This window comes from Muriicola marianensis (assembly GCF_014638095.1).
Taxonomy (GTDB): domain Bacteria; phylum Bacteroidota; class Bacteroidia; order Flavobacteriales; family Flavobacteriaceae; genus Muriicola; species Muriicola marianensis.
Genome location: NZ_BMFH01000001.1, coordinates 1,249,227 through 1,263,223, shown reverse-complemented (window position 1 = coordinate 1,263,223; position 13,997 = coordinate 1,249,227). Strand labels below are relative to the sequence as shown.

The 13,997-nt window shown below is 47.4% G+C and carries 13 protein-coding genes; 8 read left to right on the top strand and 5 right to left on the bottom strand.

All coding sequences use genetic code 11. The features are described from left to right. Positions 1-50: 50 nt before the first annotated feature. Positions 51-1,391 (top strand): TolC family protein, encoded by a 1,341-nt coding sequence (locus IEV19_RS05785; RefSeq protein ID WP_188369720.1) that lies wholly within the window; start codon positions 51-53, stop codon positions 1,389-1,391. A 17-nt stretch (positions 1,392-1,408) separates the two neighbouring features. Further along, entirely contained in the window at positions 1,409-2,080 is a 672-nt protein-coding gene (gene tsaB / locus IEV19_RS05780) for a tRNA (adenosine(37)-N6)-threonylcarbamoyltransferase complex dimerization subunit type 1 TsaB (RefSeq protein WP_188369719.1), read from the top strand. A 26-nt stretch (positions 2,081-2,106) separates the two neighbouring features. Here the strand turns inward: tsaB and IEV19_RS05775 are convergent, their stop codons facing one another. The 4 genes from IEV19_RS05775 to IEV19_RS05760 all read right to left on the bottom strand — a co-directional run bounded on the left by IEV19_RS05775 (position 2,107) and on the right by IEV19_RS05760 (position 6,287). Then, positions 2,107-2,928 carry a mechanosensitive ion channel family protein gene (locus IEV19_RS05775; protein ID WP_188369718.1) on the bottom strand — a complete coding sequence of 274 codons (822 nt, stop codon included), beginning with the start codon at positions 2,926-2,928 and terminating at the stop codon, positions 2,107-2,109. Positions 2,929-3,002: 74 nt separating this feature from the next. Beyond that, positions 3,003-5,051, bottom strand: a complete 2,049-nt coding sequence (locus IEV19_RS05770) for a thioredoxin domain-containing protein (RefSeq protein WP_229732496.1) — start codon at positions 5,049-5,051, stop codon at positions 3,003-3,005. Between the two features lie 65 nt (positions 5,052-5,116). Continuing rightward, positions 5,117-5,317 carry a dodecin family protein gene (locus tag IEV19_RS05765; RefSeq protein WP_188369716.1) on the bottom strand — a complete coding sequence of 67 codons (201 nt, stop codon included), beginning with the start codon at positions 5,315-5,317 and terminating at the stop codon, positions 5,117-5,119. Positions 5,318-5,387: 70 nt separating this feature from the next. Continuing rightward, positions 5,388-6,287: a NifU family protein gene (locus IEV19_RS05760; RefSeq protein ID WP_188369715.1), complete on the bottom strand. Its 900-nt coding sequence runs from the start codon at positions 6,285-6,287 to the stop codon at positions 5,388-5,390. 120 nt (positions 6,288-6,407) lie between these two features. Here IEV19_RS05760 and IEV19_RS05755 point away from each other — a divergent pair, with 120 nt between their 5' ends. Then, complete coding sequence (locus tag IEV19_RS05755; protein WP_188369714.1) at positions 6,408-7,403, top strand: PorP/SprF family type IX secretion system membrane protein; 996 nt, start codon at positions 6,408-6,410, stop codon at positions 7,401-7,403. Positions 7,404-7,453: 50 nt separating this feature from the next. Here IEV19_RS05755 and IEV19_RS05750 read toward each other — a convergent pair whose 3' ends face one another. Further along, a complete protein-coding gene (locus IEV19_RS05750) occupies positions 7,454-8,590 on the bottom strand; it encodes a vWA domain-containing protein (RefSeq protein ID WP_229732495.1) in 1,137 nt (378 codons plus the stop codon). 200 nt (positions 8,591-8,790) lie between these two features. Here IEV19_RS05750 and IEV19_RS05745 point away from each other — a divergent pair, with 200 nt between their 5' ends. The 5 genes from IEV19_RS05745 to IEV19_RS05725 form a co-directional block, all read left to right on the top strand. Further along, on the top strand, positions 8,791-10,758 hold the full coding sequence (locus IEV19_RS05745) for a tetratricopeptide repeat-containing sensor histidine kinase (protein ID WP_188369712.1): 1,968 nt from the start codon (positions 8,791-8,793) through the stop codon (positions 10,756-10,758). Further along, positions 10,755-11,486, top strand: coding sequence for a LytR/AlgR family response regulator transcription factor (locus tag IEV19_RS05740; RefSeq protein WP_188369711.1), 732 nt, complete (start codon positions 10,755-10,757; stop codon positions 11,484-11,486). Before IEV19_RS05745 ends, IEV19_RS05740 begins: the two co-directional genes overlap by 4 nt. Before the next feature lie 40 nt (positions 11,487-11,526). Beyond that, the gene (locus IEV19_RS05735; protein ID WP_188369710.1) at positions 11,527-12,045 is read left to right on the top strand and encodes a gamma carbonic anhydrase family protein; all 519 of its coding nucleotides are present in this window, start codon (positions 11,527-11,529) and stop codon (positions 12,043-12,045) included. A 49-nt stretch (positions 12,046-12,094) separates the two neighbouring features. Further along, on the top strand, positions 12,095-12,985 hold the full coding sequence (gene fabD, locus IEV19_RS05730) for an ACP S-malonyltransferase (RefSeq protein WP_188369709.1): 891 nt from the start codon (positions 12,095-12,097) through the stop codon (positions 12,983-12,985). A gap of 241 nt (positions 12,986-13,226) precedes the next feature. Next, on the top strand, positions 13,227-13,997 hold a 771-nt coding region (locus tag IEV19_RS05725; RefSeq protein ID WP_229732494.1), incomplete at its 3' end, for a Calx-beta domain-containing protein.

Genomic DNA, 13,997 nt, shown 5'->3' with positions numbered 1-13,997 from the left:
AATGAAAACCGTAATCAAATAAATAAGCAATCAAAAAAAGAAACGAGATCATGAGATATAGAATCACCCTCTTTTTATTCCTGCTCACGGTGGGGACACTCACCGCGCAAATGAGAAAGTGGACCCTGGAGGAATGCGTGGCCTATGCTGTAGATAATAACCTGACGGTAGAGCAGTTTGAACTCGACCTAGAGAATGCGCGGGTAGACAGGTCTGATGCCATTGGCAATTTCCTGCCCAGCCTGAACGCTCAGATGAGCACCGCAGGGAACACCGGTCTTGTCCTGGACCCTACTACCAACGTTTTTGTCACGTCCACCATTTTTTCTGCCAATGGTAGTGTTACATCAGGAGTTAACCTTTTTGACGGACTTAGGAATGTTCATCGCCTTAACAGAGCCAAACTCAATGAGATCGCCAATCAGTACAGACTGGATAATCTGGTAGATGATATCCGCCTCAACGTGGCGAACAGTTACCTGAACATCCTTTCCAACAAGGAATCCCTGAAAGTGGCGGAGGCCCAATACGCTGTGACCGTAGAGGACCTGAAGCGCACCAGGGAACTGGTAGAATCAGGGGTGGTTCCCAGGGGGGATCTCCTGGAGGTGGAAGCCACCGCGGCAACACAGGAACAGACCATCATCAATAACCAGAACCAGGTTTTGCTGTCAAAGATCGCCCTGGCACAGTTACTGCAGATCACGGATTACGAGAATTTTGACATTGCCGATGAGGAATTCGATGTCCCTCCTTCGGACATTCTTAAATATTCTCCCAAAGTGATCTTCGACAAGGCCCTGACCTTTCGAAACGACATTAAATTTTCCGAGGCAGGAGTAGATCTTGCAGAAAAGGACCTGCAGATTGCCAAAGGTGCCGTATATCCTACCATAGGGGCCTTTTTCAATTACAACACAAGGTATTCCGACCAGACCAGGGATTTTATTACCGGGGAAAAGATTGCCTTTAAGGACCAGCTCTGGATCAATGACGGTATCTCTTACGGGGCTCAGCTTTCGATTCCGATATTCAATGGATTCAGTACGAGGAACAATATCCGCCGTTCCCAGATCAACGTAGAGCAGGCCAGACTCCAACTGGAGCAAACCAAGCTCGACCTGGAGACGACGATCAATCAGGCCTATGTGGATGTACAGAATACGGCCAAAGCCTATGAAGCTTCCCAGAAAACCCTGGATGCCAGAAGAACAGCATATGAATATACCAAGGACCGGTTTGAGGTTGGACTCATGAATGCCTTTGATTTCAGTCAGGCTCAGTCCCGAGTGGACAACGCCGAGGCTGAGGTGGTGCGAAACAAGTACAATTATATATTCAGGATCAAGGTTCTCGAATTCTTCTACGGACTTCCGATTGTCCTGAACTAGACTATCTTTGCGGCCCTATGGCCTATATACTGCATTTAGAAACGGCATCCACGAACTGTTCGGTCTCAGTGGCTCAAGACGGTATTCTCCTCTCTAGCAGAGAGCATAACAGCCCGTCTTTTTCCCACTCCGAGCAATTGCACATTTTCATTGAGGAAGTGATCGCAAAATCAGGGATCTCTCTCCAGGATCTGGATGCCATCGCTGTGAGTAAGGGACCGGGATCATATACCGGACTTAGAATCGGGGTTTCCAGCGCCAAAGGACTTTGTTACGCCCTGGACATACCCCTGATTTCGACCAGGACCCTCAGGTCCCTTGCCCTTCAAATCAAAGAAGAGAAAGGGGTGATCATCCCCATGCTGGACGCCAGGAGAATGGAGGTGTATACGGCTGTATTTTCTGTCGATCACAAAGAACTGGAACCAACTAAGGCCCTGATCCTACAAACGGATTCCTTCCAGGATTACGCTCAAAAAGGTCCGGTCTATCTCGTAGGCAGTGGGGCCGGTAAATGCAGGGATTTTCTGCAGCACCCCAACTTCAGGATACTGGATCACCTGGTCCCTACATCTACGACCATGTGCAAAGAGGCCTATGAAAAGTTTCAGGCGAAACAGTTTGAAGACGTCGCCTATTTTGAACCTTATTATTTAAAGGATTTTATCCTGAAACCCAAGTCGAAGTAGTCCCGGATCAAAAGTTTTACATACATTTAGGCTTTCTGATGCACGTCGAGCTGTGGGAACGGGATTTCAATGCCGGCCTTGTCAAACCTCAACTTGGTTTCTTCTATGACGTGAAAATGGGCTGCCCAGAAATCCTCGTTCTTAGCCCAGAATCTGAGTGTCAGGTTTACCGAGCTGTCGGCGAGTTCCCCTACAAAAACTACTGGCGCGGGATCTTTTAAAATTCCACTGTGTTCCGAGCATATCTCAAGAAGAATGTCCTTGGCCTTTTTAATGTTGGAGGAATAACCAATTCCGATGTCGATCTTATCCCTTCGGGTATCTTCAGCATTGTAGTTTATGATGTTGTTGTTAGACAACTGCCCGTTGGGAAGAATGGCAAGCTGATTCCCGAATGTATTCAGTTTAGTGGTGAAAATGGTGATTTCCTTTACCGTCCCGTCAACCCCCTGTGCAGAGATAAAATCCCCTACTTTAAAAGGTTTAAAGATCAGGATGAGAACGCCACCGGCAAAATTGGAAAGGGATCCCTGCAGTGCCAGACCGACGGCAAGACCTGCGGCACCCACCAGGGCGACCAGGGAAGAAGATTTTACACCGAGCTGAGTGATCACCAGGACAAACAGCAGGAGTTTCAGGGCAATACTGATAAAACTTTGCAGAAAAGTCTCCAGCGCCTGGTCGTAGTCCTTCTTCTGGAAAAAACGGCGGACCATTCTGTTGATAAACTTTACGATCCACCAACCAACAACCAGAATGATAGCTGCGGTGATGAGATTTGGAATGATCTCCATCACCCAGTTCATTCCCTGATCTAGATATTCTGTATATTCTGAAAATGATGCCATATGGGTCTGTTTTTGTGCAAAACAAACAAAAATAAGGCCCAATATCAAATCAGGAACTATAAAGTCTTGTTAAGTCAGCCCCCGGCCTGAAGCTGTACAAGGGCCTCTTCGGGAGAGGAAACCGGCAGCTTGCAGGCACCGGCTTCACAGATATAGACCAGGGTTTTGTCCTTTTGGATTCGGTCGCGGAGCAAACTCAGAGACCCCTTCTGAACAGCCCCTGCGAAGAGGGTATTCGGAAGATAATGGTGCTGCAAAGACTTTCGGTAATCATTAGCCGACTCCCCGGTGATAACTACTTCCCTAAAGGAATACGAGTTATAAAGGGGCAGATGCATCCAGTGCGCATGGCTGTTAGGGTTTTCCAGGATGCTCTCCCTCATGGTCCTGAGCATCCGGCTGGCAGTTTCATCATAGTTCCGGTCTGGGAAAAGGAGGGAAAGTCTGTACAGGTTGGTTGCCATGACCGAATTGGAAGCGGGGATGACATTGTCAGCCGTTTCCACCGATCTCCTGACCGTCACCGCTTCCTTATCTGAAGTGAAAAAGAAGAGATCTCCCGCCGGATTCAGGAAATGGTCCAGGCAGTGGTCTGTAAGCTCCCGGGCCCTGTGTATCCAATGTTCTGTGAAGGTCACTTCGTATAGATGTATGTAACCATCTATGAGGAGGGCATAGTCTTCCAAAAACCCGGCAATGGTACTTTTCCCTTCCTTGTGATTGTGATACAGGCTCCCATCTTCACTGACAATGCTACGTTCCATAAATTCAGTGGTCTCCATTGCCATGTTGAGGTAGGTGTCGTTATCCAGGTAACGGGAAGCTTCGACTAGGGCTTTGACCATCAGGGCATTCCATGAGGTGAGGATCTTGTCGTCCAGCCTGGGTCTCGATCGGGACTCACGCTTTGCCAAGAGTATTTCTTTACAGGCATGGATTCTTTGGTCTAGCATCTCCTTCGTCAGTCCGTGTTTATTTGCAACCTCTTCCCTGGAAGCATCGCGGATAAGCACGTAGAGATCCTCTTCCCAAAGTCCGTAATCATTGATGTTGTAATAATCCGCGAAGAGGGGGAAATCTCCTTTGAGTAATTCCCTAAGTTCTTCCTCCTTCCAAACATAAAAAGCACCTTCTTTCAGAACTCCCTTCGTGTCCAGGCTATCCGCATCCAGGGAGGAATAGAACCCACCCCCTGGCGATCTCAGTTCCCGGCATACAAAGGCTATGGATTCTTCAACCACATTTTTGTACAAGGTTTCCCCTGTGGCTGCATAGGCTTTGGCGTACAGGGAGATCAGCTGGGCGTTGTCATATAGCATTTTTTCAAAATGAGGCACATGCCATTTTACATCGACCGCATAACGGGAGAAACCCCCTCCGATATGGTCGTATACCCCGCCGTAAGCCATCCGTCTCAAGGTGGTGTGTACATAGTCTTCGATCTCGGAATCTCCTGTGAGCTTGCCGTAATGCAGGAGGAAATCCAGATTCACAGGCATCATGAATTTTGGGGCTCTACGGTAACCCCCCAGGAAAGTGTCGAAATATTGGGACCAATTTTTGACAGCAGACTTTAGTTCTTCCAGGTCAATGGGTTCATCTTTTTCCGGGGAAGGGATGAGGTTGATGGACCTTAGGCCCTGAGTGAGTTGGTCTGCGTATTCGAGCACCCGGGCTTTGTCCTTTTTGTATAACTGGGAGAGCTGTTCGAGTACCTTGATCCATTGCTCCTTTTTCACGTAAGTAGCCCCCCAGAAAGGACGCCCGTCCGGCAAGGTGACGACGTTGAGCGGCCAGCCTCCGCTTCCCGTCATCATCTGCAGAGCATCCATGTAAATATGGTCGATGTCCGGCCTCTCTTCCCTATCGATCTTTATATTGATAAAGTGCTGGTTCATAACCCTGGCAACATCCTCGTCCTCAAAGCACTCGTGTTCCATTACATGACACCAGTGACAAGCTGCATACCCTATGCTTACCAGTAGGAGTTTGTCTTCCTTTTCAGCTCTTTCCAGGGTCTCTGTGCTCCATGCGCACCAGTCTACCGGATTGTGAGCATGCTGCAGGAGATACGGACTTGTCTCATGGATCAGGGAGTTGGTATGTTTTTGAGATTTGCTCAAGGCTGCAATGGTTTTTCGGCAAAAAAAAAGCACCCTCAAAGGTGCTTTTCGTATGCGTTGATTTTTTAGCTGACTTCGAATGTGATCTTCACATTGACCCTGTAATCATCGACCTTTCCACCTTTTACGGTCGCGCTTTGTTCCTGCACATAGACAGAGCGGATATTCTTAACGGTTTTGGACGCCTGTTCTACTGCGTTTTGGGTTGCCTCTTCCCAGCTTTTACTGGAATTTGCAAGCACTTCTATAACTTTTAAAATTGCCATGTTGTATTGATTTTATGGTTCTTTTAAAGGTCGAAAGAAATTGAGACAAATACAAATAAACAGGAGCCTATTAACCATTAATGGCAACCACTTCGTTCACCTTATCACCCAGCATGTTCTTCAACATGGTTTCTATCCCATTTTTCAGGGTAAAGGTAGAGGATGGACATCCGCTGCATGCCCCCTGAAGGATAACATTGACGGTGCGGTCCTTTTCATCATAGGACTGGAAAAGGATATTTCCACCGTCGCTGGCCACCGCCGGTTTTACATATTCTTCAAGGATCTGTATGATCTGAAGGGAAGTCTCATCTTCTGCCAGGGGAGCACCATTTTTTTCAGCATTTTTATGAACGGTACTTTCAGCCTTGTCTGAAACGATCTCTTTTCCTTGGGCAATATGGTTTCTGATCATCTCACGGAGTTCCATGGTGATCTCATTCCAGTCTGCCATCTCAAATTTGGTCACTGATATGTAATTCTCATCCATGAATACCTCTTTTACAAAGGGCAAATGGAAGAGGGCCCGGGCCAGTTCTGAGTCTTTGGCCTCGTCTATATTCTTGAATTCAAAAGAAGCGGGTACCAGCTTCTTGTTGGCTACAAATTTCATGACCGCAGGGTTGGGTGTCACCTCGGCGTACAGGGTTACAGGAACACTGGCCTTTGGTGTATCCTCAATGATCACGGGGGCACCGGAATTCAAATATTCCACCAATTGTTGCGCCACTTCATCCCTTACATCATCCCACTCCACAATGTCATATCGCTCCAGGGCTATAAAGTTGCCCGAAATGTAGACTGTCTTGATAAAAGGCAGGTAAAACAATTGCTGGGCAAGGGGAGAGGCCTTAGCCTCATCGATGTTCTTGAATTCGTAATTAGACTGGGTTGTAAGGAAGTGGTTGGCCTCGAATTTCAGGATGGCCTTGTTATTTGTTTCCTTCACCGTAATGACATACTCTTTCATAGTCCTTATTTTATGCAAAAATACAACCATTTTTCGGGCTGGAGAAGATATAATAATGTCTGTATTGAACCGTTATACTTTATATTTGAACACCCGGCCAATCACCTTGTTCCATCCTAGATGAGAAAAATCCTTTTATTTTTGCTCGCTTCCCTGAGTTATCTCGGTGCTGTCCAGGCGCAGGAGGGAATTCCGGTTTATTTTGATTATCTCTCAGACAATTATTACCTAGTGCACCCCTCCATGGCGGGGATCGGTCCCGGAGGTAAGATCAGGCTTACAGCCCGAAAGCAATGGTTCAACGTTGATGAGGCACCAAATCTACAGACATTAAGTGTGAATTACCGAATAGGTGAAACTCCCAGTGGGGTAGGGGCCATCCTGTTTAACGATGCCAACGGCTACCATTCTCAAACCGGATTAAAGGCGACCTACGCTCACCATTTGCAATTTGGTGAGGATATCAGACTACTCAACCAGCTGTCTTTTGGTCTCAGCGCCGGATTTATATTGAGCAGTCTGGATGAAACGGAATTCAGGTCCGTGATCCCGGATCCAATTATCAGTGGAGCCAGGAACAGCGTGGGGTATTTCAATGTCGATTTCGGGATGTCTTACAACTACATGGAATTCTATGCCCATGCCACCCTTCTCAATGCACTGGGTACAGGTCGGGACCTCTATACGGCTATTGAATTCGACAATTTGAGAAGATATTTATTCTCTGTGGGCTATATTTTCGGAAAGGGCGACTGGAGGGTCGAACCTTCCGTTCTTTTCCAGTTAACAGAATTTACAGAGGAGGAAACCGTAGATATCAATGCGAAGGTGTACAGGGATGTATCCTTCGGAACGGTATGGGCCGGACTTTCCTATCGCCGCAGTTTTGACGGGGCTCAATACCAGGCCAACGGTCAGTTTGGGGAGCAACGGCTTCAGCTTTTTACGCCTATCATCGGACTGAACTACAACCGCTTTATGTTCTCTTATAATTATTCCTACCAGAATGGGGATATTCGTTTCGATAACGGCGGTTTCCACCAGATCACTCTCGGGTATGATTTCGGTCCGGAAAGGCAGAACAGGTACGACTGTTTCTGCCCTGCTGCGAATTAAAAAAGGACTCCTGGTATCATCCCGAAGTCCTTTTCCAATACTCCTTTTCCTTACTCCCAATACAGGTTCTTTTTCGAAGCTTGTTTTTTGATTGCCTCTAGGATCGCCTTTTCCAGTTCTCCCGCTTCATTCTTTTGGAGATCCTTTAAATAAGTTTCTCTCTTAAGGTTGGTCTGTTGGATCTCTGCCTGGATTTTCCTGCGTTCCTCTCTTTTTTCATCCAGATATGCCTTTATTTCACGATCCGACTTTCCCCTCAGCGTTTCAGGTAGCGTTTCCTTACGCACTCCGTCCAGATCAAAATCTTCCCGGGAAGATGCATCAACCAGGTCCCATCCTGAATTGTTGTAATAGGCGGAACTCTTGCTAACGGCCCGTTTGACGGCTACCGCTTCCTGTAACTCCATCGCCTCTGCGTCTTGCTGTGCCTGTACGGCCATTCGATCCGCCCCCTTGCTGCCGTAAGAGACATAGGTATTATTAAGCCTTTTGTTCAATTTGATGATGATCTCATCATAAGGGGTTTTTTCGTGTACAACCTGCCTGTTGTGATCTATGGCCATATATTCTCCCCCTCCCAAACGTGCGCCTTCCTGCCAGTGGGTATTGATCCCCAGGGTATACGTCCCGCAAAAAATAGTATTGACGATGACGTCGCTTTCCTTCGCATTTAAAACGGCTTCCCTGAAATCCTTCCTGCCCTGAGTAAAGGGTTCATTACCGGCGATAAAGATCATTTTCAGGTCATCGGGATTTTTCCCCCAGTCTAATTGCTTCATGGATCGATGGATCACCTGTCCGCAGTATTCCTCACCTCCGTTGGTGGTCAAAGAGAAAAGTTTAGCGGATATTTCGTCCAGATCAGAGCTAAATCCCAGGACCTGCTGAATATAACCTTCCTCAGGTGCAAGGTCATTGTTGCCGTATTGGTAAAGGGCGATCTTCAGCCTGGGACGTCCTTCATTTCCGCATTTTGCATACGTGAACTGGTTTACGATATCCCAGAGCTGTGATTTGGCCTGGTTGATGAGGCCGTCCATACTGTTACTGGTATCCAACAGCAGAGCGATCCTTACGGTGGGGTGCTCAGGCTTCGTTTTGTCTTCCTTATGTGTTGTGGAAGCAAGACCTGTTCCCATGAACATCAGGGCCAGGAATACCATTGATTTTAGTGCAATTTTTTTCATCGTCTTCATCATTTTTGGATTTGTTTCAGGTGAAAAGTAGACCGGAAAAACTTCAATAAAAAACGGAAATGAGGGAAGGCAACTTCTGGTTGAGGGAATGAGTCCTCTCGCCTAGTAAAAGCCTGTAATTCATTGATATTTTGGATAAAACACGGTAGAGACCGTTTTTCAAATCGGGGTAAATGGACTAAGTTTACTTGATGATACGCAATTCGTACAAATGTATTTTGATCGGTTTTGCCCTGCTCATGACCACCTTCGGGAGAACGCAGGACAAGAGCCCTGTCAGCAACGTGGCAGATGTGGAGGTCAGGGTAAGTCGGCACTGGGCATATTTAGACTCTGCAAGGACATTTAAGACGACCGACATCCGTAAGAGCATAGACTATATTTCCCGCTCCATTTCTGAACTTGACGCACGGGAGAACAGGAAGGAACTGGCTGAATCCCTTGTGCTCCTGGCGGAGGTATATACATTCTACGGGCAATTTGACCTGGCAATTGCCAATTACAAGGAGGCTCTTGATACCCGATACAGTGATATGACTTCCCTTTCGTTGGGGAAGACCTATGTCCGAAACCGTCAGTGGGGGGAGGCTGTCGCAATTCTTTCACCATTGGAGGATAACAAGACCTTAGCCCCTTATAACAGGGTAGAGATCTTTGAAGCCCTGGGAGAAGCCCAGGCCGGGTTAGGGGAGGTGAACAAGGCCCTGGCCTATTACCGGGAAGGCCTGACCATAGCTACAAAAAATCAGGTCACCCCAAAGATCCCGGATCTGAATTCCAAAATCGCGGATACCTATGCCAGTGTAAATCGAATGGAAGAAGCAGGTGCCTACTACGATAATTCACTGAAGGAGGCAGAGAAACAGGCCCCTCAAAGAGCGGTGAAAGAAAAGGAAAAGGTGGCAGATTTCCTGAATAAGAGAAGCCGGTATGAGGACGAGATCCAGCTTCGCAAAAGTAGCCTGAAAGATCTGGAGGCCATCCCAAAACCATCAAAACCGGAGATGGGAATGGCAGTGAACGCTGATTCTGTCACAAGGCAAGGCATTAACTATAAGATCGCAAATGCCTATATAGCTCAGGACCAGTATGCGCAGGCAATTCCCTTTTTAGAGCGGAGTATTGCAGAGGCAGATCTGGAAGAGGACCTCGTGGTTCAAAAAGAGGCTACCCGGAGCCTGTCTGAAGTGTATCGCAAGCAAGGGGATTTTACCAAGGCGCTGGAGACCTATCAGAAATACGTGGCGGTGGTTGACACCCTGTATTTGAGAAAAGAACAGGAGATCTCAAGAGCGACTCAACTGAACCGGGAAATTGCCTCAATCCAGAACCGGATCACAGGCCTGGAGCAGGAGAGGGAACTGTCACAAAGCAGATACGATCTGGCACTGGCAGAACAACGCCTTACGGAAGAGAGCAATAAGCGGCAACTTTGGATCATTTATTCCCTTTTGTTCGGGATGTTCCTGATGTCACTCACGGCATTTTTCTTCTATCGCAGCAATCAGAAACAGAAATTGGCGAACAACCTCCTGGCCCTTAAGACACTTAGGTCTCAAATGAATCCTCACTTTATATTCAATGCCCTGAATTCGGTAAACAATTTCATATCTAACCGTGATGAAAGGAGTGCTAACAGATACCTGAGTGATTTCTCTAAGCTGATGCGGACCGTCCTCGAGAATTCCGAAAAGGACTTTATCTCTTTAAGCAAGGAGCTCGAGTTGCTCGAATTATACTTAAAACTGGAACATTCCCGTTTCCCGGACAAATTTGAATACAAGGTGGAGGTAGACAAATCCATAGACAGGGAAGCCTACACAATTCCTCCAATGCTCCTGCAACCTTATCTGGAAAATGCGGTTTGGCACGGACTTCGATACAGAGAGGATAAAGGTTTACTTTTCATGAAGGTCAGTAAAAAGGATACCGATACCCTGGAGATCTGTATAGAGGACAATGGCATAGGCAGGAAGAAGTCCGCGGAATTAAAGACAGACCACCAAAAAAGGCAGCGATCCACAGCCATGCGCAATATAAAGGAGCGTATAGCCATCCTCAATGATATGTATAAGACCAGGATTGAGGTCATTGTAGAGGATCTGGAACAAAATGGAACCGGTACCCGTGTAGTACTTAACTTAGGTAAAGGAAGATGAAACTGAAAGCAGTCATAATCGACGACGAGCAGACCAGCAGGGAAATCCTCCGGAATTATCTCTCACAATATTGTGCTCAGGTAGCCGTCTCAGGCGAGGCTGGTACGGTTGCGGAAGGGGTAGAGGTTATCCGGAAGGTAAATCCGCAGTTAGTTTTTCTCGATGTTGAAATGCCTTTCGGCAATGCCTTTGACCTGCTGGAGGCACTGCCGGACAGAAATTTTGAGACCGTATTTGTGACCGCCTACAACCAATACGCCATGGACGCCCTCAACCAGCATGCGGCCTATTACCTTATGAAGCCTATCGATATAGACGAATTGATCAGGGCTGTGACCTATGTAGAAGAAGTCATCAGGCGGGAAGAAACGTTAAAGGATCGGGTACTCACCTCCATGACGCCGAAGGTAGAGGGTAAAATCACCTTGCCTCAGCAGGACGGATTCCAGGTGCTGGATGTGTCGGAAATACTGTTTTGCAAGGCCGATGATAATTACACGGAGATCTATCTGGCAGGGAGGAAACTTCTGGTAAGCAAGACACTTAAGTATTTCGAGGACGCTCTTTCTGATTTCCCCTTTGTTCGAATTCACAAGTCGTTTCTGGTAAATATCAACGAGGTGGTCAGATATAAAAAAGGTAAAGGGGGCAGTGTAATTCTTTCCAATGGAAAGGAACTCACGGTCTCTGCTTCCAGGAAAAAGATATTACTTTCGCATTACGAATGAATCGGTTTGCCCGATTCGACATAAAATTCAAAGTGAAGTTATGATCATCAAAGCGGTTAATGGTAAGTCGCCCGAATTCGGAAAGGACTGTTTTTTTGCTGAAAATGCGACAGTTGTTGGGGATGTGGTGATGGGAGATGAATGCAGCGTCTGGTTCAACGCTGTGGTTCGGGGTGATGTACATTATATTCGGATGGGTAACAGGGTGAATGTACAGGATGGAGCCGTTATTCACTGTACCTATCAGAAGGCCCCAACGAACATTGGCAATAACGTATCCATAGGGCATAATGCTATTGTCCACGGTTGTACAATCGAGGATGATGTACTGATCGGGATGGGCAGTATCATTATGGACGATTGTGTGGTGGGATCCAATAGCATTATCGCAGCTGGGGCTGTGCTGACCAAGGGAACGATAGTTCCTCCGGGTAGCGTATATGCCGGCATGCCGGCCAGGAAGATCAAGGAGGTGAACAAGGATCTAAGTGAAGGAGAGATCCGAAGGATCGCGAATTCCTACGTGAAATATGCCAGTTGGTTTAAGGAACCGGAATAGGATCGACCTGAAATACTTATTTTTGAATTCAAATTAAACTCGATCGAGGATGAAAGCATACGTATTCCCCGGGCAGGGGGCACAGTTTAGTGGGATGGGGCTCGACCTGTATGAGAAGTACCCACAGGCACAGGAATTATTCGAGGAAGCCAATGACATTTTAGGCTTTGCGATCACAGATATCATGTTCGAAGGCACGGCAGACCAGTTGAAGGAGACCAAGGTAACCCAGCCGGCGATATTTTTACATTCTGTCATTCTCAGCAGGGTCCTGGGCGATGGTTTTCGGCCCGACATGGTGGCCGGTCATTCCCTGGGAGAATTTTCTGCCCTGGTTGCAAACGGCGCCCTCAAATTCGAGGATGGGCTTACCCTCGTATCAAAACGTGCGATGGCCATGCAAAAGGCCTGTGAAAAGACCCCGAGTACCATGGCCGCAGTTTTAGGGCTGGAAGATGAGGTAGTGGAAAAGATCTGTGCTTCTATCGAAGGGGTAGTGGTACCCGCCAACTACAATTGTCCCGGCCAGCTTGTGATCTCCGGAGAGATCAGTGCCGTGGAAAAAGCCTGCGAAAAACTAAAGGAAGCCGGAGCGAGAAGAGCACTGGTGTTGCCGGTAGGTGGGGCCTTCCATTCGCCGATGATGGAACCCGCCAGGGAAGAATTGGCTGCGGCTATAGAAAGTACGAGCTTCGCGGAACCAGCCTGCCCGATCTACCAGAATGTAACTGCTGCAGCAGTAAAAAAGGCTTCCGAAATCCAGAAGAACCTGATCGCCCAGCTCACGGCACCGGTACGCTGGACACAGAGCGTGAAGCAGATGATCGCAGACGGTGCCTCTGATTTTACCGAGGTTGGCCCGGGCAAGGTATTGCAGGGGCTGGTGAAAAAGATCGACCCCAATGCAGTCGCTTCTTCTGCAGAGCTCCCGGAAGGTTAAAACCAGCTTATATCTGAGAATACACACCGTATAACTGAAAAAAGGTTAATATGGCCTTTTTATTAGTGTAGGGGATGTATTTTTCTTATTATTGATTCCCTTTTTTTGGAGTGTTGTTTGTCGATGAAAGTGCAAATACATTACCTGTTTGGGATTGTATATGAAAAGAAATTCATTATTTCACTGGGCAAGTAATCTGGTCAAGTCAATTCGGTCCTCGGGCTTCCTTACCTTTTCAATTTTGTTTGTCAGTAGCGCTGTCCTTGGCCAGAATATCACAATAGATGATGTTTCTGTGTCAGAAGGAGGGAATCTCGTTTTTACAGTCTCAACTTCATTAGCTTTTGTTTCTGATACGACGATAGATTACATAACAAATGACGGATCCGCGACTGTTGCAGATTCAGATTATGTAGATAATGATTCCCAGGTCATTCTTCCCGCATTGTCCTTGTCGACGACTATCACAGTTGTTACCAATTCTGATTTAAAAGTTGAACCGGATGAAACACTTTCCGTGGTTTTGACTAATACCGATCAGGGTGCGATCACAGACGACACAGGTATAGGTACTATTCTCAATGATGACAGTGTGACGGTGGAGTTCTCAATCGCTACGGCCTCGGATCTGGAGGCCAGTGGAGGTAATCTTCCAACGTTGTATGTTACCGGAACGGTCACGGCGGCCACTACGGTGACGGTGACGGCCACGGGCGGTACGGCTACCGGAGGGGGCACGGATTACAGTTTTACTTCTCCTCAGGTGGTTAATATCCCGGCGGGGACCTATGATGGGACAGCGGGCACGGAGATCGCGATCCCGACCTTATCGATTGTGGATGATGCAATAGTGGAGAATCCCAGTGAGACGATTGGATTAACCTTAAGTGCACCTACGGGGGATGCGAGTTTAGGTGCACAGACCACCACTACCTATACCATTACCGATGATGATAGTGTTACGGTAGAATTCTCCGGGGCATCAGCCTCGGATTTGGAGGCTAGTGGAGGC

Coding starts and splice junctions, on each gene's coding strand:
- IEV19_RS05785 (WP_188369720.1), top strand. CDS start 51: ATGAGATATAGAATCACCCTCTTTTTATTCCTGCTCACGGTGGGGACA.
- tsaB (WP_188369719.1), top strand. CDS start 1,409: ATGGCCTATATACTGCATTTAGAAACGGCATCCACGAACTGTTCGGTC.
- IEV19_RS05775 (WP_188369718.1), bottom strand. CDS start 2,928: ATGGCATCATTTTCAGAATATACAGAATATCTAGATCAGGGAATGAAC.
- IEV19_RS05765 (WP_188369716.1), bottom strand. CDS start 5,317: ATGGCAATTTTAAAAGTTATAGAAGTGCTTGCAAATTCCAGTAAAAGC.
- IEV19_RS05760 (WP_188369715.1), bottom strand. CDS start 6,287: ATGAAAGAGTATGTCATTACGGTGAAGGAAACAAATAACAAGGCCATC.
- IEV19_RS05755 (WP_188369714.1), top strand. CDS start 6,408: ATGAGAAAAATCCTTTTATTTTTGCTCGCTTCCCTGAGTTATCTCGGT.
- IEV19_RS05750 (WP_229732495.1), bottom strand. CDS start 8,590: ATGAAAAAAATTGCACTAAAATCAATGGTATTCCTGGCCCTGATGTTC.
- IEV19_RS05745 (WP_188369712.1), top strand. CDS start 8,791: ATGATACGCAATTCGTACAAATGTATTTTGATCGGTTTTGCCCTGCTC.
- IEV19_RS05740 (WP_188369711.1), top strand. CDS start 10,755: ATGAAACTGAAAGCAGTCATAATCGACGACGAGCAGACCAGCAGGGAA.
- IEV19_RS05735 (WP_188369710.1), top strand. CDS start 11,527: ATGATCATCAAAGCGGTTAATGGTAAGTCGCCCGAATTCGGAAAGGAC.
- fabD (WP_188369709.1), top strand. CDS start 12,095: ATGAAAGCATACGTATTCCCCGGGCAGGGGGCACAGTTTAGTGGGATG.